Annotated in this window: 16 protein-coding genes; 3 read left to right on the top strand and 13 right to left on the bottom strand. The window is 72.6% G+C overall.

The features are described 5' to 3' along the window. Positions 1-88 precede the first annotated feature (88 nt). The 12 genes from ABZW11_RS00935 to ABZW11_RS00880 form a co-directional block, all read right to left on the bottom strand. Positions 89-1,027 (bottom strand): hypothetical protein, encoded by a 939-nt coding sequence (locus ABZW11_RS00935; RefSeq protein WP_355411217.1) that lies wholly within the window; start codon positions 1,025-1,027, stop codon positions 89-91. Next, positions 1,024-1,647, bottom strand: coding sequence for a hypothetical protein (locus ABZW11_RS00930; protein ID WP_355411215.1), 624 nt, complete (start codon positions 1,645-1,647; stop codon positions 1,024-1,026). The genes ABZW11_RS00935 and ABZW11_RS00930 overlap by 4 nt, the downstream gene beginning before the upstream one ends. Then, a complete protein-coding gene (locus tag ABZW11_RS00925; RefSeq protein WP_355411213.1) occupies positions 1,644-4,391 on the bottom strand; it encodes a BTAD domain-containing putative transcriptional regulator in 2,748 nt (915 codons plus the stop codon). The genes ABZW11_RS00930 and ABZW11_RS00925 overlap by 4 nt, the downstream gene beginning before the upstream one ends. 69 nt (positions 4,392-4,460) lie before the next feature. Beyond that, a complete protein-coding gene (locus tag ABZW11_RS00920; RefSeq protein WP_355411211.1) occupies positions 4,461-4,877 on the bottom strand; it encodes a pilus assembly protein TadG-related protein in 417 nt (138 codons plus the stop codon). Next, complete coding sequence (locus ABZW11_RS00915; RefSeq protein WP_355411209.1) at positions 4,874-5,275, bottom strand: TadE family protein; 402 nt, start codon at positions 5,273-5,275, stop codon at positions 4,874-4,876. The genes ABZW11_RS00920 and ABZW11_RS00915 overlap by 4 nt, the downstream gene beginning before the upstream one ends. Next, on the bottom strand, positions 5,272-5,670 hold the full coding sequence (locus ABZW11_RS00910; RefSeq protein WP_355411207.1) for a TadE/TadG family type IV pilus assembly protein: 399 nt from the start codon (positions 5,668-5,670) through the stop codon (positions 5,272-5,274). The genes ABZW11_RS00915 and ABZW11_RS00910 overlap by 4 nt, the downstream gene beginning before the upstream one ends. Positions 5,671-5,699: 29 nt before the next feature. Continuing rightward, positions 5,700-5,945 carry a hypothetical protein gene (locus ABZW11_RS00905; RefSeq protein ID WP_355411205.1) on the bottom strand — a complete coding sequence of 82 codons (246 nt, stop codon included), beginning with the start codon at positions 5,943-5,945 and terminating at the stop codon, positions 5,700-5,702. Continuing rightward, positions 5,945-6,865 (bottom strand): type II secretion system protein, encoded by a 921-nt coding sequence (locus ABZW11_RS00900; RefSeq protein ID WP_355411203.1) that lies wholly within the window; start codon positions 6,863-6,865, stop codon positions 5,945-5,947. The genes ABZW11_RS00905 and ABZW11_RS00900 overlap by 1 nt, the downstream gene beginning before the upstream one ends. Next, positions 6,858-7,760 carry a type II secretion system F family protein gene (locus ABZW11_RS00895; RefSeq protein WP_355412012.1) on the bottom strand — a complete coding sequence of 301 codons (903 nt, stop codon included), beginning with the start codon at positions 7,758-7,760 and terminating at the stop codon, positions 6,858-6,860. The genes ABZW11_RS00900 and ABZW11_RS00895 overlap by 8 nt, the downstream gene beginning before the upstream one ends. Before the next feature lie 2 nt (positions 7,761-7,762). After that, positions 7,763-9,058, bottom strand: coding sequence for an ATPase, T2SS/T4P/T4SS family (locus ABZW11_RS00890; RefSeq protein ID WP_355411201.1), 1,296 nt, complete (start codon positions 9,056-9,058; stop codon positions 7,763-7,765). After that, complete coding sequence (locus ABZW11_RS00885) at positions 9,055-9,771, bottom strand: hypothetical protein (RefSeq protein WP_355411199.1); 717 nt, start codon at positions 9,769-9,771, stop codon at positions 9,055-9,057. The genes ABZW11_RS00890 and ABZW11_RS00885 overlap by 4 nt, the downstream gene beginning before the upstream one ends. A 1-nt stretch (position 9,772) precedes the next feature. After that, positions 9,773-10,438: a hypothetical protein gene (locus ABZW11_RS00880; protein ID WP_355411196.1), complete on the bottom strand. Its 666-nt coding sequence runs from the start codon at positions 10,436-10,438 to the stop codon at positions 9,773-9,775. Between the two features lie 331 nt (positions 10,439-10,769). Here ABZW11_RS00880 and ABZW11_RS00875 point away from each other — a divergent pair, with 331 nt between their 5' ends. The 3 genes from ABZW11_RS00875 (at position 10,770) to eccB (ending at position 17,989) form a co-directional block, all read left to right on the top strand. Further along, positions 10,770-15,410, top strand: coding sequence for an FtsK/SpoIIIE domain-containing protein (locus ABZW11_RS00875; protein ID WP_355411194.1), 4,641 nt, complete (start codon positions 10,770-10,772; stop codon positions 15,408-15,410). A 104-nt stretch (positions 15,411-15,514) separates the two neighbouring features. Then, entirely contained in the window at positions 15,515-16,438 is a 924-nt protein-coding gene (locus ABZW11_RS00870; protein ID WP_355411192.1) for a M23 family metallopeptidase, read from the top strand. Positions 16,439-16,573: 135 nt separating this feature from the next. After that, a complete protein-coding gene (gene eccB / locus ABZW11_RS00865; protein ID WP_355411190.1) occupies positions 16,574-17,989 on the top strand; it encodes a type VII secretion protein EccB in 1,416 nt (471 codons plus the stop codon). A 12-nt stretch (positions 17,990-18,001) separates the two neighbouring features. Here eccB and ABZW11_RS00860 read toward each other — a convergent pair whose 3' ends face one another. Then, entirely contained in the window at positions 18,002-18,808 is an 807-nt protein-coding gene (locus ABZW11_RS00860; RefSeq protein WP_355411188.1) for a hypothetical protein, read from the bottom strand. Between the last annotated feature and the right edge of the window lie 2 nt (positions 18,809-18,810).

Here is an 18,810-nt window from a genome sequence, read left to right as displayed (position 1 = left end):
CGACGCCGCTCGGGCTCCACGTGTCCTGCGGGCCCTGGCCGCTGGTTGCCTCCAGGGAGCGGCCGGGCTCGTGTTCACAAGGTGAGCGTCAGTTCGCCGGTGGGGTGACGTTGCTTTGGATCTCGCCTACCGGGACGTCTCGGGTGGCGCTGACCTCTACCGGGGCGAACTGGACCGGCACCGTGTTGTCGGCCACCTCGACCGGCCACACCGTGGAGACCGTCAGCGTGTACTTCTCGCCCGGTTGGTCGATCGACGAGTGCAGGTAGCGGACGCCGCAGGAGAACGTGCCGCTCTTGGTGAACGGCCGGCCCGCGGCCCCGCAGCCCGATTCCGTCACCTCGGCGCGATCCTGCGAGGTGCCGGGGTCGATCTTGATTTCCTTGAGGGTGGCGACCAGGGTGACGCTCATGACGCCGGGGATGGACGCGGTGACCGTGCGGGTCGGCTCGCCGATGCCGTCGAGCCACACCCAGGTGGGCAGGTTGACGTAGCTCTTGGCGTCGGGGTTGAGCTTGATCGTGGGCTTGGGGACGGTCAGCGCGGCCCGGGCGACCTCGGCCAGCTGCTCAAGGGTGATGCCCGACGGCGGGGTGGTGTTGGGCGGGGCGAACACGAACAGCTCAAGGCCGGCCCAGCAGGCCGCGCCGTTGGGGTCGGCCTTGTTGTAGGCGGGCACCCACCACAGCCCCTCCTGGCCCAGCTTGTCCTTGAACGGCTGGATGAACTCGCGGAAACGATCGGTGTCCGCCTGCGTCCTGTTGCCCCGGGGGTCGGAGATCTTCCTGAACATCTCCTCGGCGTTCCCGGCCGGCTCGTACCAGCAGGGCCGCTTGATGCGGTAGCCGTCGCCCTCGCCGCCCTTGGAGCCGCTGATCTTGATGGTGTCCGTGGAGATGTCGAGGTGGCGGGTACGCCCCTCGCCACCGCCTCGGACGTTCACATCGGGCGGGTCCGCCTCGTCAGGGGGCGCCTGGTAGCCGACCATGAGGCTGCTCACCATCAGCATGGAGATCAGGGTTCTCATCGGGTGCACCGTTCCTCGGATTTCGCGTGGCTCCTGATGCGCCACACCCCGTCGTCACCCCGGTGCGCGAGCACGCTCTGCGCGTACGGGGTGCGCATCCAGCGGGGCTGGCGCGGGATGGGCTTCCCGGTGGCGGCCGAGACCACCTGGACGTCCGTCTCGTCGACGCATGCGTTGACTTGGGCGCCCTTGCCGAACACGGCGGCGACTCGCAGGTTGTACAGGCGTGCGGTGCCGCGGATCGACTCGCCCTGGTCGGTGAAGGCGCGGATCCAGTCGGAGATGAACACCTCGGCCTCGTACTCCAGGTTGTGCCTGTAGCCGGAAGCGCCGTCCGCTATGGCTCTGCGGACGCCGACGTAGTAGTCGGCCATCACCTTGATCAGCGGGTCGGGGTTCGCCGGCCATTCGACGCGGACCCGCATGCCGTCCGCGACGGTGATCGTCCGCGTGCCGGTCGGGAGGGCCTCCGGTGACGAGGCAGGTGCGGAATCCGGCTCGGCGCTCGCGGTGCTCCGCGCCGGAGCGGGCTGCGCGGCCTCCTGGGGGCGGTACGGGGGATCCGCCGTACCGCACCCGGCCGCAAGCATTAAGGCGATCACCATCGCCGTACGTCTCATGCCGATGACTCCCTCACCACATGTATGCGCCACGTGGGCAGCAGTTCTTCGATCAGCGCCTCGGTCTCGGGGGCCATGCCGCCCCCGTACGGGTGCGAGGCGGCCCGCCTGGTCAGCCCCTCGACGACGGCCCGCAGGCGTACGGTGTCCTCGGTCGCGTGCGTGGCCCTGAGCAGGTCGCGCCAGAGGCCCTCGTCGTCGGGCGCGAGCAGCAGCGCGGCGCGTACGGCGGCCACCGCGGCGTCCGGCTGCCCTTGGGCGAGCCGGATCTCGCAGAGCTGGTGGGCGGCGTCGGCGACGGCGGCCGTCACGTCGTACTCCAGGTCGTCGGCGGCCAGCCAGGCGTACCCGCCGGGCCGGCGACCGGCCAGCAGCGGGCCTCTGACCAGGCCGAGCGCCTTCTCCAGCAGGACGGCCCCGGCCGTGGGGTCGCCCTTCGCGCGGCGTACCAGCTCGCGGAAGACCGCCCAGTCGGTACGCACGCCGGGCCCCAGGCTGAGCCGCCCCGCCGCGTCGGTGTGCAGGTGCTGCGGGCCGAGCCACTCGGCGACCCTGGCGATGGTGGCGTCCCTGACGACGTCCTGGACGCCGCGCGGCCACAGCACGCCTCCGAGCACGACCGGATGCACGCCGCCGACGTGCGTGGCGAGGTAGACCAGCAGTTCGGCGGCCAGCCCCATGCGGCCTTCCTCCAGCGGGGGCAGGCCGGTGATCTCGACGGGGCCGAGGATCCTGACCTCGACGGCGGGCTGCTGGAGGCCGTCGAGCGGCTCGGGTTCGCGCATGGGCTCGCCGTCGAGCCGGTCGGCGGTGCGGAACAGGTCGATCAGGGCGCGGTAGTGGCGGCGGGGCAGGAGCTGGGCGTCCACCTCGAAGCCGAGTTCGGCGATCCTGGCCCGGCCGTCGTCGTCGATCTCCAGCGTCCAGGTGGCGTGCGGCACCTCGCCCGCCACCACGTAGCCGGCGGTGTCGCGGCGGGCCAGCAGCGCCAGCCTGCGCGCCTCCTCGTGGGTGGGGGCGACGGCGGACAGCAGGTAGTGGGCGCGGCGCGGGCTGCCGGTGATGCGGCCGGTCAGCACCTCCGTACGCGGCGCGGCACCGGCTTCGAGCTCGGGCAGCACCTCGGCCAGGCCGCCGACCGCCCTGATGCGTCTGGGCGCGATCGCGGTCAGCTCGGCGCCGAAGCCGACGAGCGTGATGCGCATGCGGTCGGACCAGCGGTTGGTGGCCAGCTCGACGGCGAGCGCGGCGAGCGCGGCGGTGGTCTGCGCGCCGCGCACGTTGATCAGGCCCTGCGCGGCCTCCAGGTCGATGAGCACGCGCCCGCCGTCGTCGGTGCCGATCGACACGAGCCCCGGGTACGGGGCGCCCGCGTGCCCCCTGTCGGGCGGGTCGGGCAGCAGGCGGCCCTCGTGCGCGGGCAGGCGCCAGACCTGGCCGCCGTCCACGGCGGTCCAGGGCGCGGGCGGGTCGGGGTCCTGCGGGTGGATCCACAGGTCGAGGGTGCGGGGCGACAGGTGGGCTCCGTACACGGTGGGCGGGGTGCGGCGGCGCGCGGCCAGCTCGGCGCCCAGCATGCGCAGGCCGACGTCGAGCACGCGGGCGCCCGGCGCGTCGCTGCCGAGCCTGAGCGCGACCTCGGCCTGCGCGGCGTCGTCGTGCGGCCGGGCGACCCTGCGGCCGAACACCCGCCGCCAGAGCTGCTCGCGGCGCTTGCCGGCCAGCACGAACAGCAGGCCCGCGGCGGCCAGGGAGGCGGCGGCGAGGTAGTCGACGAGGTCGCCGTCCCGGCTCTCCTGGATGACCGGCTGCTGCTCCTGGCGCTCCTGCCGCTGCTCCTGCCGTTCCTGGCGCTGCTCGGGGCGCTGCTCGGGGCGCTGATCGCGGCGCTGCTCCTGGGCGGCCTCCGGCTTGCTGTGCTTGCCGGGAGCCTTCTTCGGCAGCTCCCGCTCCACCTGCGCGCGGCCGGGATGCTCGCGCAGCGTCTTCTCGCGCGGCTGGTCCGCGGGGACGATGTGGACGTTACGCGCGTCGTCCGGCATGTCGAGCACCCAGCCCGGCCTGATCAGGTCGGCCATCTTCAGCCGGGTGCCGTCGGGTTGTTCCTTGGCCTGGTTGAGCCGGTAGATCTCGTGGTAGCGGCGGCCGTCGCCCAGGCATTTCTCCGCGATCTCCCACAGGCTCTCGTGGTGGCGGCCGTGCGGGGGCTGCACCACGTACACCTTCTTGGTCTTGGGGGTCTCCAGCGTCTGCTCGACGAGCGGCGCGGAGTACGCGACCGCCGTCACCGGGGGCGCGGCGGGCGTGGGCGCCAGCTTGACCAGCGGCGCGACCATCGCCCCTGCCGTGAACAGCAGCAACGCGGCCGAGACGAGCTTGTTGGCGAGGAACTGGGTGCCTCCGGACAGCGGAACCCTGGCGGGCATGCCGACCCTGCGGACCCCCGCGTAAACCTCGACGAGCACGCAGACGAAGAGCTGGAACCAGGCCAGCCACACCAGCAGCACGAGCACCGCGATGATCGTGCTCGGGCCGACGTTGCCGGTCAGCACGTCCATGTCGAGCAGCTCGGGCCTGATCGGCGGCCCGACGAAGGTGAGCAGCGCGTACGGCACGCCGCCCACGAGCCCCACCAGCACGACCAGCGCGGCGAGACCGGCCAGCACGTCACCGGCGCTGCGCCTGCCCGAGGCACGCGCGGGGACATGCCGTCCGTGAGGACGCGCGGGCTGTCGCGTCGGCATCGCCTCTCCTTTCGTGGTCCAGGGTCGTGCCTCGAAAAGTCCCGCTGCCATCGACCGGCGGGATTCGGTCTATCTCGCTTCGGGTGCGGCGGTGGCCTCGCCGGTCATCTCGGCGCCGGAGAAGCCGATCGCGCCGAGGAAGAACGCCTCCCACCGCACCGACACGGTGACCGTCACCTGGGCCCCGCCCTGCCCGACCGCGCACTCCCCCGGGCTGACGTCGTCGCCGCCCTGGGCCTCGACGATCTCGTCGGCCCTGGCGCACACCTCGTCCTCGCCGAGCAGCCGGGTCTCGCCGGTCTCGCGGAGGTGATCGACGTCGAGCTGGTCGGCGCCGGCCCTGGCGGCCTGCTCGGCCACGTCGGCGGCGCGCAGCCGGGCGTTGATCGCCGAGCCGCCGTCCACCAGCAGCCCCGCCAGCAGGAACACGACCACGGAGAACAGCACGGTGAACACCGACATCGAGCCGCGCTCTCCCCGTCTCACTCGATCCTCCTGAACTGCTCCAACGGCACCACGGCCGTCCCCGTGAGCTGCTTGGTGCCGCCGAAGCCGAGGAAGGCGAGGTCGAGCTCGCAGGTCACCTCGGCCTCGACGTGCCCGCCCTGCTCCCACTCGGAGCCGTCGAGCGAGACGGCCGACGACCGGCAGCGGTCGTCGAGCACGCTGGTGAGGATGGCCTCGGCGGCGGACTCCGCGTCGTCCTGCGTACGCTGCACGGACGCGGCCCTGGCGGCGTCGCGCGCCGCCCCGTTGACCCGGCCCTGCGCCTCGACCAGCACCCCCGCGCCGGCCAGGAACATGAGGAACAGCAGGAAGACCGGGGCCAGCATGACGGTCTCCACCGCCATGGACCCGCGCTCACCGTCCCGGTGGGTGGTCATCGGCAGTCCTCGCCGCCGTTGTCGGGACGGAAACACTCCACGGGCCCGCCGGAGGTGGCGGTGATCGTGAAGGCCAGCTCGGGCAGCAGCGGGATCACCTGGACGGCGCTGCCGGTCACGGTGACGAACCGCTCGTCCGGCTCCTTCTCGGACGTCGTGGCGGTGGCCTCGCGCAGCAGACTGGGCCCGATCGTACGGACGATCTCGGTGGCCTTGCCGGTGGCCGCGCCCTCCCAGGCCCCCGAGTCGAACGGCGCGGACCTGGCCACGCGGGCGCCCTCCCTGGCCGCCGCCTCCGCCACCTGGCGGGCGTGGAACCAGAGGGCGACCTGCACGATGAGCAGCGCGGTGGCGAGGATGACCGGCATGAGCATGGCCAGCTCGATCACCGTCACGCCGCGCTCATCGCGCCGTGGCCGGGCTCTCACGGGGCCTCGTCACCTCCGCCGTCGCCACTGCCGCCACCGCCGCCGAAGCTCTGCTCGATCTGGTTCTGCTGGTTCTCGACCAGCGTCTTGATCAGCGTGGCCAGGCCGAGCGCGACACCGGCGATGATGGCCGTGATGATCACCCATTCGACGGCCGACGCGCCTCGGGTGGGCGCGGTGCGGGCGCGGTGGACGCGCACGCCGAGATAAGCGGTGAGATAAACGATCCAGGGATGGTGCATCAGACCCCCAACATCTTCATAGCGGCGGGAAAACTGAGAAAGATCACGAAGCCGGCGCAGAGCAGGAGCTGGGCGACGAGCATCGACTGCGAGCGTTCGCCCGCCCTGCCCTCGATCTCGGCCAGCTCGCGGCGGCGCAGCGTGGCGGCCCTGGCGGTGAGCGAGGCGCGCACCTTGGCGCCGTCGTCGGCGACCAGGCCGAGCGCCGCGGACAGGTCGCGCAGCTCGTCGACGTTGATCTCCTCGCCGAGCTGGCCGAGCGCCTGCCACGGCGTGATGCCGACGATGCGGGCGCCGCTGAGGGCGTCGCGGATGCGGCCCATGGCCCAGTTGGGCTGGTCGCCGCTGACCGAGACGGCCATCATCAGCGCCTCGGGGACGCCGCGGCCGCCGGCCAGGTTCATGGAGACGAGGTCGAGGAAGGCGCCGACGACGTGGCGGAAGTCGCGCCGCTTGGCCGCCGCGTCCTTCTTGACCTGCAGGTCGGGCAGGAAGAAGAAGATCGCGGCCACCAGCAGCGCGGCCCAGAACGGGATGGCCAGGGAGGTGCCCCACTCCATGAGCACGAGCCAGGCCAGCAGCAGCGGGAACGCGAGCAGGCCGCTGGCCGCCAGCAGCGCCTTCGTGGCGAGGAACGCCTCGAACGAGCGGCCGAGCAGGGCGAGGTCCGCCTTGACCGACCTGACCTCCCAGCCGCGGACGCCGTAGAGGGCGGCCAGCCGGACGCCGAGTCCGCGCCGGAACGCGCTGACCTCCTCGTCCGGCAGGATGAGCTGGATGCGGGGGGCGCCGGCGTCCTCGCGCACGGCGTCGAGCGCGAGCAGCCGCGCCACCAGTCCCGGACGGGCCGGGAAGAGCGCACGGAACAGGACGAACATGCCGAGCCCGAGCACCGCTCCGGCGATCGCGCCTTCAACCACGGCCGGCACCTCCGTTGGGGACGACCGGCCGTTCCGCGGCAGGCGCGGAGACGACCGCCGCACCGCCCATCAGCAGGCGGGTGGGCTTGTCGAACCTGGCCAGCCGGCGCATCCACGCGAACCCGGCGCCGAACAGCCCGGCCACGACCACGAGCACGGCCTGGCCGAGGAAGCCCTCGTACTCGGCCACGTACGACGGGTTGAACACGACGAGCAGCCCGGCGAAGACGAGCGCGGTGATCACCACGATCTGCACGCTGCGCCGGGTGGCGCGGCGCTCGGCCTCGACGCGGCGGCGCATGTCGAGCTCCTCGCGGGCGGAGACCGCGAGCGCGCCGAGCACGTCGCGCAGGCCGGGGCCGCGCAGCTTGGAGTTGAGGATGAGCGCGGCCACGACGAGGTCGGCCGATGGGTCGTCGAGGTCGTCGGCGAAGCGGGCGAGCGCCTCGGGCAGGGCCATCCTGGTGTGCAGCCGGTCGATCAGGGCCCGCAGGTGCGGCCTGAGCGTGGGCGCGGCGGCCCTGATGGAGGACGGGATGGCCTGTTCGAGCCCGGCGGCGCCGGCGATGGTGTCGCGCAGCGACTCGGTCCAGGCGGCCAGCCCTTCGAGGCGGCGCATGGCGGCGCGCTCCTCGGCGGCGCCGCCGGCCAGCCCGCGCCAGGCGAAGACGAGCAGCACCGTGCCGACGGCGGCGACCGGCCAGCGGGTGACGACGAGGACGAGCACGGCGGCGACGGCGGCCACGGCGGCGCGGGTGGTCAGCATCTTGACCAGGTGGCGCTGGGGCCGGCCAGGGCGGGGACGCAGGCCGTACAGGGCGACGACGAAGAGGAACAGGCCGCCGCCTGCCACGGCGCCGGACAGCAGCGCGAGCGGGTCGAACGTGAACGGCATGCTCACCAGCCCCCCGGGTGGTAGCCGTGCGCGGCCAGCTCCTCCAGACAGGAGAGCGGCGCGTGCGGGACGGCGGCGCCGTCGGGGCCGGGCACGAAGACCTCGCTGGACAGCACGCGCCCGTCGCAGCCGTTGACCTCGCGGATGCTGGAGACGTAGCGGCGCAGCTTGCCGCCGAGGTGGTAGTCGTTGCGCTTCTCGATGAAGACGACGAAGTCGATGGCGCCGGCGATGAGCATGTGGGTGGCGTCGATGGGCAGGCGCTCGGAGGCCTGCAGCGCGTACGTGGCGATGCGGTTGAAGACCTCCATGCTGGAGTTGGCGTGGATGGTCGACAGGGAGCCGTCGTTGCCCTGGGTCATCGCGTTGAGCATGGTGACGATCTCGTCGCCGAGCACCTCGCCGACGATGACGCGGCTGGGGTTCATCCGCAGGGAGCGGCGGACCAGCTCGGCCATGGAGATCTCGCCCTGGCCCTCGGAGTTGGGCAGGCGCTGCTCGAAGGCGACGACGTTGGGGTGGAGCTCGGGGAACTGGTCGAGGCCGAGCTCAAGGGCGCGTTCGACGGTGATGAGGCGCTCGGTGGCCGGGATCTCGTTGGCCAGGGCGCGCAGCAGGGTGGTCTTGCCCGCGTTGGTGGAGCCGGCGATCATGATGTTCTTGCGGGCGGCGACGGCCGCCGCGAGGAACCGCCCCACGTCCGGACTTATCGTGCCGTTGCCTACGAGGTCGGACATGAAGACCTTGCCGAGGCGGGCGCGGCGGATCGAGATGGCCGGCCTGATCGTGACGTCCATGACCGCGCTGAGCCGGGAGCCGTCCGGCAGCCGCAGGTCGAGCTGGGGGTTGGCGGTGTCGAACGGCCGGCTCGACAGCCCGGAGTAGGCCGCCAGGATCTGGATGAGCTCGATGAGCTCCTCGTCGGACTCGGCGACCGGGTCGTGCATCAGCTCCTGGCCGTCGGCGTAGCTGACGAAGACCTTGTCGCAGCCGTTGATGTCGATGTTCTCGACCTGGGGGTCGTCCAGCAGCGGCTGGAGCCTGCCCACCCCGAACAGCGCCGCGTGGATGCCGGCCGCGAGCGCCTCTTCCTCCTCCACGGTGGGCGGGGTACGGCCGGAGCCGATCTCGTTGCGGGCGTGCTCCTCCAGCACCTGGGAGATCAGCGCCCTGGCGAACTGGCGCTCGTCCTCGCCGGTCATCGGGGGCAGGCCGGTGGCCTGGTCGAGCCGGCGCTGGTGGGCCAGGCGGTCGCCGACCTCCTGGCGGAAGCGCTTGACGAGGGAGTGGTCGATCATCGGTGGCTCACCAGCCTCTGCGCGAGGTCGCGGGCCGTACGGATGAGCAGGGAGCGGTCGAGCCTGCCGCCCCACTGGCCGCGCAGCAGCTCGGCGCCCTTGGGGTCGTGGGCCAGGCCGTGCACGTACTGGACGGTGTTGCCGACGATCCTGCGGACGTCCTCGATCGAGCCGCGGTAGTTGCGCGGGTCGGCGATCACGACGACGCCGTGCGCCTTGGTGATCTGCAGCCGCTCGCGCAGGTGGGCGACGTGGTCGAGGGTGGCCCTGGTGAGCAGGACGACCTGCTCGGCCTCGGCGACGAGGTCGCCGAGCTGCGGGTGCGCGCCCAGCCTGCCGCAGTCGGCGATGACGTCGGCGCCCGGTATGGCGGCCAGCGCCCTGCCGAGCGGGCCCCAGAGCCAGGTGAGGCCGGCCGCCTGCTCGCCGTGGCCGAGCCCGACGAGCACGTCGAGCCCGCCGACGATCTTCTGGGTGTGCTGCTGGATCTGCGCCGCCTCCAGGCCGCGCCGGGCGGTGGCGCCGAGCGTGAGCAGCCCCTTGGCCGGGTTGAGCACGCCGCCGTCGGCGGCGGGCAGCCGGTAGGCGAGGTCGCCGCCCGCGGGGTCGCATTCGGCCAGCAGCACCGGACGCGGCCAGACCGCCGCCAGCGCCGTGGCGGCGGTGGTCACCCCCGGCGCGCCCTTGTCGGCCGCCAGTACGATGAGCCCCACGTCAGCGCGCTCCCGGAAGTTCGGCCACCGCGATCTCGCCGGCGGAGGCGGCGGCCACGATCTCGGGCGCGGCCGGGGCGTCGACGACCACGGTGATCTGGCCGGAGGCCGCGCTTCTCGACCGCTCGCCCACGGAGAAGACGAGCGCGCTCGCGGCGAGCACGCGGCTTTCTCCCTGGCTCTGCCGGCTGGGCACGAGAATCACCTGTACGCGATCGCCCTTGTCCACTCCCGCCGGCATTTGTCCTGGCTTGAGGGACAATCCGACGGTCGCTTTTCCTTCGCCCAGCTCGCTGCTCGTCCGTACGCCCATCTCATTGGTGAGCAGCGTGCCCGGCAGGAGGGTGACGGAGGCGAAGCTGTCGAGCACCTGCTGGCGCTGCGACCACGCGACGAAGTCGATGCCGGTGTCGGCGATCTTCACTTCTTCGATCACCTCCTTGGTGAACTTCTGGCCGGCGCCGACCTGTTGCGTCACGCGAATGGCGGACACCCTGTCGCCGCTGTTGAGCACGAGCATGGTCGTGGCCAGCGCCCCGCCCAGGATGAGCAGGACGGCCAGCGCGGCGAGCGCCGGCTTGCGTTCCCTGGGAGGTACGGGGAGCTTGCGCGAGGCCGGCCCGGACAACCCCGCCGCGTTGGCGGCAGGCTTTTCACTGGTCCTCATGGGTGGGGGGCTCCCGGAGTGAATTGCGGAATTCACGCCATTATGTGGGGATCGCTCCGGCGGAGGTGGCGGAATTCGGTGACCCATGCTTCTTTCGCAGGTGACATGGTGTCAAGCCGAATTCATCGATGCTTATTGTTTCTACCGAGTTGACGAATCTCGAAATTTCCGGCACGTCGCCTCTGTGATAACTCCCGTCACAACTTTCACAGCGATTCCGGCCGCGTATTCGCGCTCGCCATGCCATTCCCGTCAACAGGCGCACCCGGCCACGTTCCGGACGCTACTTTGGGCGCCCGAAGTCGACCCAGGAGACGGCACCATGCGGATCATGCTCACCGTGATCGGCGGACCCGGTGACGGGCAGGGAAACGGGCCCGGTCATGGGCAGGCCGGCGAGTCCGGCGGCGAGCGCAACGGCGCACAGGGTGACCGTGACGTCGTGATCGACGCCGACGACGGGCTCACGGTGGCCAGGCTGAGCGCGGCGCTCCGCGACGAGCGCCCGCTGGCCGACGTCCTCCGCCTGCCCCAGGCACGGGCCCAATCAAGGGCGCCGTACGCACCGGTCGCCGCGGGCGCGCACGTGCCCAGGCCGCGCCGCCCCGAGCGCTCCGACATGGGGCCGCCCGTGCTGTGGCGCGACGGCCGCCCGCTCGACCCCGCGGCCAAGGTCACCGCCGTGCTGCGCGACGGCGACAAGGTCACGCTGGACGCCGCGCTCGCCCGCGCCACCCTCGTCGAGGAGCCGGGCGGCGTCGCCGAGGTCCGCGTGGTCGGCGGCCCCGCCGCGGGAGCCGTGCACCGGCTGGGGCTCGGCGTGCACGTCATCGGGGCCGACCCGATGTGCGCGATCGCGGTGCGCGACCCGGCGCTCGCGCCCGAGGCGGTCACCGTACGCGTGCGGCCCGAGTCGATCACCGTCGAGCCGGCCTGGCGGCCGCCCGGCGAGGCGCCGAAGCTGAAGCTCAAGGGGCGCTGGGCCGAGGAGGTCGCCGAGCTGACCGCGCGGACCGCGGAGCGGCAGGCGGCGGAGCTGTCGGCCGGCTACGGCGAGGTGCCCGAGCTGGACGGCAAGCCGGTCACCGAACCCGTCGAGTGGCCCGACCAGGCCGTGCTGACCTGCGGCTCCTCGGTGTTCGTGCTCACCTCGATCGAGCCGAAGGACGCGCACCTGGCGCCGCGCACCGAGGGCGGTGTGGCCTACAACCGGCCGCCCCGGCTGCGCAGGCCGGAGCCGCAGCGCACGTTCGTCAAGCCGAAGGCGCCCGCCAGGAACGAGGGCATGCGGCTGCAGCTGCTCGCCGCGTGCCTGCCCGCCGTGCTCGGGCTGACGCTGGCGATCGCGCTCCAGCAGTGGTACTACCTGCTCGTCGCCTTCATGACGCCGATCATCATGATCGGCCAGTGGTGGAGCGACCGGCGGCACGGCAAGAAGCAGTACAAGAAGGCGGTCAAGGAGCATCAGGAGGAGGTGCGGGCGTACGACGAGGCCGTCGAGCGGGCCCGCGCCGCCGACGAGGCGGCTCGCCGGGCCGACGCGCCCGACCCGGCCCAGGTGCTGCTGACCGCGACGGGGCCGCGCCGGCGGCTGTGGGAGCGCAGGATCCACGACTCCGACGTGCTGCGGCTGCGCGTGGGACTCGCCGACCTGCCCGCCGACCTGGAGCTGTCGGAGGAGCAGGGCGGGCCCATCGATCCGCCCGTCTGCCGCTCCGTGCCGGTGGCGCTGCCGATGCGCCGGCTGGGCGTGGCGGGCGTGACGGGCCCGCGTACGGCGGCGACCGGGCTGGCCGGCTGGCTGATCGCGCAGGCGGCGACCCTGCACAGCCCGCGCGACCTGGCCATCGTGGTGGTGTCGGCGCACGCGGACGCCGAGCGGCGCTGGGGCTGGCTGCGCTGGCTGCCGCACTGCACGCCGCAGGCAGGACAGGAGTGCGTGGCGCTGGTGGGCACCGACCCCGAGTCGGCCGCGCACCGGGTCTCGGAGCTGGCCGCGCTCATCGACGAGCGCCAGAACACCACGATTCCCGAGCTGGGTAAGGTCCCGACCGGCTGGGACGACCTCGGCGGGCCGGAGAAGCCCACGTTCTCCTCCTATGACGTGCGCCCGTACGACGTGCTGGTGATCCTCGACGGCGCCCAGGTGCTGCGCGGCCTGCCCAACATGCCGCAGGTGCTGCGCCAGGGGCCGCGCGCCGGGGTGTTCACGCTGGCGATCGACGAGGACCAGCGGCTGCTGCCCGAGGAGTGCCAGACGGTGGCCGCGTGCGGCGACGACGGGCTCGTCCACCTGCGCGGCGGCGGCCTCGACGTGATAGGCCCCGTGCTGTCCGACCGGGTCTCGCCCGCCTGGTGCGACCGGCTGGCCAGGGCCCTCGCCCCCATCCGCGACGTGAGCAGGGACGACCCCGGCGGCAACCTGCCCGACGCGGCCCGCCTGCTCGACCTGATGGCCATGCCGGCGCCCTCGGCCGCGGAGCTGGCCGCCAGGTGGGGGAAGCGGGGCAGCACGAAGGCGCTGATCGGGGTGGGCCCCGACGGTCCCTTCTCGGTGGACCTCAGGCTCGACGGCCCGCACGGGCTGATCGCCGGCACCACCGGCGCGGGCAAGTCGGAGCTGCTGCAGACGCTGATCTGCTCGCTGGCGGTGGCCAACAGGCCCGACCAGCTCACGTTCGTGCTCATCGACTACAAGGGCGGGGCGGCCTTCAAGGAGTGCGTACGCCTCCCGCACACGGTCGGCATGGTCAGCGACCTGGACGGCCATCTGACCCAGCGCGCGCTCGACTCGCTGGCCGCCGAGATCAGGCGCAGGGAACGCCTGCTGCTGTCGGCGGGCGCCAAGGACATCGACGACTACGAGGGGCCGGGGCTGCCCAGGCTGGTGCTGATCATCGACGAGTTCGCCGCGCTGGTGGCCGAGCTGCCCGACTTCGTGACGGGCCTGGTGGACATCGCCCGCAGGGGCCGCTCGCTGGGCATCCACCTGATCCTGGCCACCCAGCGGCCGGCCGGCGTGGTGACGGCCGACATCCAGGCCAACACCTCGCTGCGGATCGCGCTGCGGGTGACCGAGCCGGCCGAGTCGGCCGACGTCATCGACCAGCCGGACGCGGCGCACATCTCCAAGAACACGCCGGGCCGGTGCTACGTGCGCTCGGGCGCGGGGGCGGCGGTGGCCGTCCAGACCGCCAGGGTGGGCGGGCGCGGCCCGGCGGCGGGCGGCGAGCGCGACGCGGCCCGCGTACGGGTGCTCGACGTGGGCTGGCGCTCTCTCGGGAAGCCGCTGCCGCCACCTCCGCAGGGTGACGAGGAGGACGCCGCCACCACGGACCTCACGCTGGTCGCCGACGCGCTCATCGAGGCCGCCGAGCTGGCGGGCGTGCCCGCGCAACCGAGCCCGTGGCTGGAGCCGCTCCCCGACCGCCTCGTCCTGGACCTTCCCGCGGGCCCGCCGGCTCAGGACGACGAGGTGCGGCCGCTGCCGTTCGGGATCACCGACCGGCCGTGGTCGCAGGATCGCAGCCCGCTGGCGCTCGACGTGGCGCACGGCGGCCACCTGCTCGTCGCGGGGGCGGCGCGCAGCGGGCGTTCGACGGTGCTGCGTACGATCGCGGGCTCGATCGCCGCCCACGCCTCCCCCGACGACGTGCACGTGCACGCCGTGGACTGCGGCTCAGGCGCGCTGCTGCCGCTGGTCGCGATGCCGCACTGCGGCGCGGTCATCACCCGCGATCAGCTCGACCGCGTGGAACGGCTGCTGAACCGGCTGAAGGCCGAGGTGGGGCGGCGCCAGCAGCTGCTGGCCGAGGCCGGGCACGCCTCGCTGGCGGAGTACCGGCAGGCGGGGCACCGGCTGCCGTGGCTGGTGCTCATGCTGGACCGCTGGGAGGGCTTCGTGGCCGCGTTCGAGGGCTACGACTACGGCAGGCTCATCGAGTCTCTGCTGCAGCTGCTGCGCGAGGGCCCCGCCGTGGGGCTGCGCGCGGTGGTCACCAGCGACCGGTCGGGGCTGCTCGGCCAGGTGTCCACGGTCTTCGACGACCGGCTGCTGCTGCGGCTGTCCGACGCCGCCGACTACGGGCTCGCGGGGTTCCCGCTCAAGGGCCTGCCGTCGGTGCTGCCGCCGGGCCGGGCGCTGTCGATGGGCGAGCACGGCATCGTCGAGCACCAGATCGCGCTGCTCGCCGCCGACCCGGCGGGTCCCGCGCAGGTGGCGGCGCTGCAGGCGCTGGCCCGCGAGGCGGGCCCGGCCGCTGGACGGCGTCGGGGTGCGGGCGGTCCGCCGCTGCGGGTGGACGCGCTGCCGCTGCGGATCACCGCCACGCAGGCGATGGAGCTGGAGCCCGGCTTCAGCCCGCCGTCGCCGCTGTGGGCGCTGATCGGCGCGGGCGGCGACGCGCTCGCGCCGCTGGGTCTCGACCTGCTGGCCCAGGGCCCCGGCGCGGTGGTCGCCGGGCCGTCCCGCTCGGGGCGCTCGTCGGTGCTGGTGACGGCCGCCCGGTCGCTGATCGCGCAGGGCACGCCGGTGGTCGCGGTCGCGCCCAGGCGCAGCCCGCTGCGGGATCTGGAGGGGGCCGTGGTGGTGCTGGACGGCGAGGCCACCGACCTGGCTGAGCGGGTGGCCCACCTGCACGACTACGTGGTGCTGGTGGACGACGCCGAGCTGATCAACCCGGACGGGCCGCTCGGCACGGCGCTGGAGGAGGTGCTGCGCTCCGGGCGGGACGGCGACCACGGGCTGCTGATCGCGGGCACGACGGGGGACCTCGCGGTGGCGTACCGGGGGTTCGTGGCGGAGACGCGCAAGGCGCGTACGGGGGTGCTGCTCGCGGTGCAGGGGCAGACCGACGGGGACCTGTTCACGATCCGGCTGCCGCGCGGCGCGACGGGCGGGCCGCAGGGCCGCGGCTTCCTGGTGACGGCCGGGACGATCACCCCGATCCAGGCGGCCCTGCCGGACGAGTGACCCCGCCGGCGCGACCTTCATATGAACGAAAATCGACTCATTCCGGTGAACATCCGGCGAAACCGCTAGCCGGGTCGATCATCGAACTGGCAGGCTTCGGTGCCGTGCGTAAGAAGATCCTCATCGCGAGCGCGTGTGCCACCGCGGCGCTCCCCCTCCTCTGGACGACCCCCGCCTCGGCCGTCTCCACTGCGAGCGCAGCCGCCGCCGGCGTCACCTACCAGCTCCCCTTCCCCTGTGGGGAGAAGTGGGTGGGCAGCAGCAAGAGCTCCGCCCACACCGCCGGTTACGAGATCGACTTCAACGGCAGCGCGACGGACGGGGACGCCGACCTCGGCCGTACCGTGGTCGCGGCGGCCGCCGGCAAGGTCGTGATGTCGGAGTACCGGACCGCCGACGGCTTCGGCAACGTCATCAAGATCCAGCACTCCGACGGCACGGTCACGCTGTACGCCCACCTCAACAGCCGCTCGGTCGCCAAGGGCGCGAGCGTCAAGCAGGGGCAGAAGATCGGCACGCTGGGCAAGTCGTCGGCCAAGTACAAGATGGCCGCGCACCTCCACTTCGAGGTGCGCACCTCCGCCGGCAAAATCGTTCCGGCCACCTTCAACGGCAGCAGGTTCGGCTACCCGAACGCGACCGTGACCTCGAAGAACTGCGGCGGCGGCAGCGCGCCGACCACGGGCAACAAGACCGGCGGCGGCGGTAACCCGTACACGGCGCCCCAGGTCTGCGGCTCGGGCTTCAAGCAGATCGACTCGGCCTCGCTGGGCAGCCAGGGCCGGGTGGCGCTGCTCTACAACGCCTCCAACGGCCAGAACTGCGTGGTCGCGCTGCGCAACAGCTCATCGGGCAAGGCGTCCATGACCGCCTACCTGGAGGTCAAGGGCAGCAAGCGGGTGATCGACAGGGGCAGCTTCCAGTACTACGCGGGCCCGGTCCGCGCCAAGGCGCTGCGCACCTGCGTCAAGTGGGGCGGCTCGATCGGCTCCGCCAAGTACGACAGCCCGTTCGAGCACTGCTCCTGACGTTCACAGCGGTGTTCGCGGCAGTGTTCGCGGCAGTGTTCGCTTCAGGGCCCTGCCGTCTCAGCGGTACCTGAGGGGCTGCTGAGACGGCAGGGCCTTTATGCTGATGCGCGGGTTTTGTCGCAGGGAGGTGCCGTGCAGACCAAGAAGGACCTCTACCAGGCCCACCGGCTGCAGCAGCAGCGGCTCGGCATGGCCCTGTTGCAGGCCGAGCCCGACGTGGCCGAGCCGCCCACCCGGCGGCAGAACGTCGCCACCTTCGGCGGCATCCTGGTCGCGGTGCTCATCATGGCGGTGTTCGGGATCTGGGGAATGATCAAACCGGGCAACGCCACCAAGCTCACCGACCCCGGGCAGCTGCTGGTCGAGGAGGAGAGCGGCGCCAAGTACATCTACAGCGAGCAGCAGCGGCGGATGCTGCCGGTCGCCAACTACGTCTCGGCGCGGCTGGTGCTCGACTCCGCCGAGATCACGACCAGGACCGTGACCGCGGCCTCCCTGGCCGACTACGCGCGCGGGCCGCTCATCGGCATCTCCGGGGCCCCCGACTCGCTGCCGGTCAAGGAGAAGCTGGTCAAGGCGCCCTGGTCGGTGTGCGTGGTGGAGGGGCCCGACAAGCTCGTCGGGAGCAAGTCGTACACGAGCCTGGTGGGCGGGCAGGACGTCGGCGGGCGGCCGATCGGCGGGGACGCCATGGTGGTCTCCGACGGCCGCCAGAACTGGCTCATCTGGGGCGAGCGCCGCATGCGCGTGCCCGCGCACGGCGTGCGCGCGCTGAACGCTCAGCCCCGGCAGGTGCCCGCGGCCTGGCTCAACGCGCTGCCCGTCGGCCACGACTTCGACGGCCCGCGGGTGCAGCAGCGCGGCAAGAAGATCCGCGGCGGCGGCGAGGTGGCCGCGACGGTCGGCCAGGTGTTCACGGTGCCGGCCGCGCAGGGCACGCCGGCCCGCTACTACGTGCTGCTCGCCGACGGTCTCGCGCCCATCTCCCCCATGCAGGCCACGCTCCTGCTGGAGAACCCCGAGAGCAAGAAGGCGTACGGCAGGGCCGCCGTCAGGGCCATCCCGATCGACGCCGCCTCCGCCAACGCCTCGCCCTCGAAGACGAACGTCATGGACACCTCGCTGCCGCAGGCCATGCCCAAGGTGATGGGCGTCAACGGCTCGGTGCCGCTGTGCATCGTGTACGGCGCCACGCAGGCCGGCTCGCTGGCCACGAAGGTGACGGCGGGCAGCAAGATCCCGATCCCCACCCCGGCGAGCTCGGCCGTGCAGGGCCAGTACGACCAGATCCTGCTGCCGCCGGGCAGCGCCGTCGTGGCCGGGCTGCTGCCGGGCGAGGGCCAGATCAACGCGGTGAACAACGCGCTGTCCCTGATCACCGACCAGGGCGTGCGCCACCCGCTGCCGTCGGGCGACGTGCTGGCCAAGCTGGGCTACGACGCGGGCGACGTCGCGCCGGTGCCGGCGAGCATCATGCACGCGATCCCGCAGGGCCCCGCCCTGGACCCGGCCGCCGCCTGGACGCCGCTGACGGCCGGAAGCAAGTGACGCGGGCCCGGCTCAGACGCCCATGTTCCCGAGCACGCCCAGGTCGGGCTTGGTGGCGCCCGCCTTGGCGAGCGGGGACTCGGTGAAGTCCACCTCTTCCACGTCGTACTGGATGGCTCCGTCGATCAGGTCCGGCGTCTTGGTGGGGACGGCGTTCATGGCCAGCAGATCCTTGAAGATCTGGCTGTAGGCCACGCCCGCCGCGCCCACCGCCATCGCGACCCTCAAGATGACCTTGCGGTGATTCGTGAAGACCCGCAAAGCGATCTTGTGGAGCTTCACCACGAACCGCATGGCGCCTCGCACGACGGCGATGCGGGTGAGCGGATGGAATTGGGAGGCGAACACGATCGCCCCGAACGCGGACAAGGCGCGGGCGATCCACTTGAAGAACTCCAGCAACCAGTGGGAGATGTGGGCCGAAGCCTGGAGCGTCTGACCGCAGCCCACATTGTTCCTGTCGAGCGTCTCCAGCTTCCGGTCGAGATCTTCCGCCTTCTTCTGGAACGTCGTGTAGGCCTGGCCCTTCCAGTCCTGCTTGCCGATCTCCGCGACCATCCGCTTCAGCTCCGAGCGCAGGACCGCGAGGTCGCCGGCGCCGCCGGCCGCGCTCGGCGACTCCTTCGAGTCGGCGACGGGCTTCACGCCGACCGGGGTCTTGTCGAGCCACTGGTCTGCGGCCCGCTGCTGCTCGGCAGGGTCCATCGTGACCATGGCCATGAGGGCGACCAGCGGCCGCGCGTACGGCATGATCACCGACGCGACTCCGGCCATGCCCAGGGCGACCAGGTACTCGTTGCGATCCGACTCATAGGCCATGC

This window comes from Nonomuraea sp. NPDC004580, assembly GCF_040609855.1.
GTDB lineage: Bacteria > Actinomycetota > Actinomycetes > Streptosporangiales > Streptosporangiaceae > Nonomuraea > Nonomuraea salmonea.
This window is presented reverse-complemented; position numbering and strand designations above follow the sequence as displayed.

Coding starts and splice junctions, on each gene's coding strand:
- ABZW11_RS00935 (WP_355411217.1), bottom strand. CDS start 1,027: ATGAGAACCCTGATCTCCATGCTGATGGTGAGCAGCCTCATGGTCGGC.
- ABZW11_RS00930 (WP_355411215.1), bottom strand. CDS start 1,647: ATGAGACGTACGGCGATGGTGATCGCCTTAATGCTTGCGGCCGGGTGC.
- ABZW11_RS00925 (WP_355411213.1), bottom strand. CDS start 4,391: ATGCCGACGCGACAGCCCGCGCGTCCTCACGGACGGCATGTCCCCGCG.
- ABZW11_RS00915 (WP_355411209.1), bottom strand. CDS start 5,275: ATGACCACCCACCGGGACGGTGAGCGCGGGTCCATGGCGGTGGAGACC.
- ABZW11_RS00905 (WP_355411205.1), bottom strand. CDS start 5,945: ATGCACCATCCCTGGATCGTTTATCTCACCGCTTATCTCGGCGTGCGC.
- ABZW11_RS00895 (WP_355412012.1), bottom strand. CDS start 7,760: ATGCCGTTCACGTTCGACCCGCTCGCGCTGCTGTCCGGCGCCGTGGCA.
- ABZW11_RS00890 (WP_355411201.1), bottom strand. CDS start 9,058: ATGATCGACCACTCCCTCGTCAAGCGCTTCCGCCAGGAGGTCGGCGAC.
- ABZW11_RS00880 (WP_355411196.1), bottom strand. CDS start 10,438: ATGAGGACCAGTGAAAAGCCTGCCGCCAACGCGGCGGGGTTGTCCGGG.
- ABZW11_RS00875 (WP_355411194.1), top strand. CDS start 10,770: ATGCTCACCGTGATCGGCGGACCCGGTGACGGGCAGGGAAACGGGCCC.
- ABZW11_RS00860 (WP_355411188.1), bottom strand. CDS start 18,808: ATGGCCTATGAGTCGGATCGCAACGAGTACCTGGTCGCCCTGGGCATG.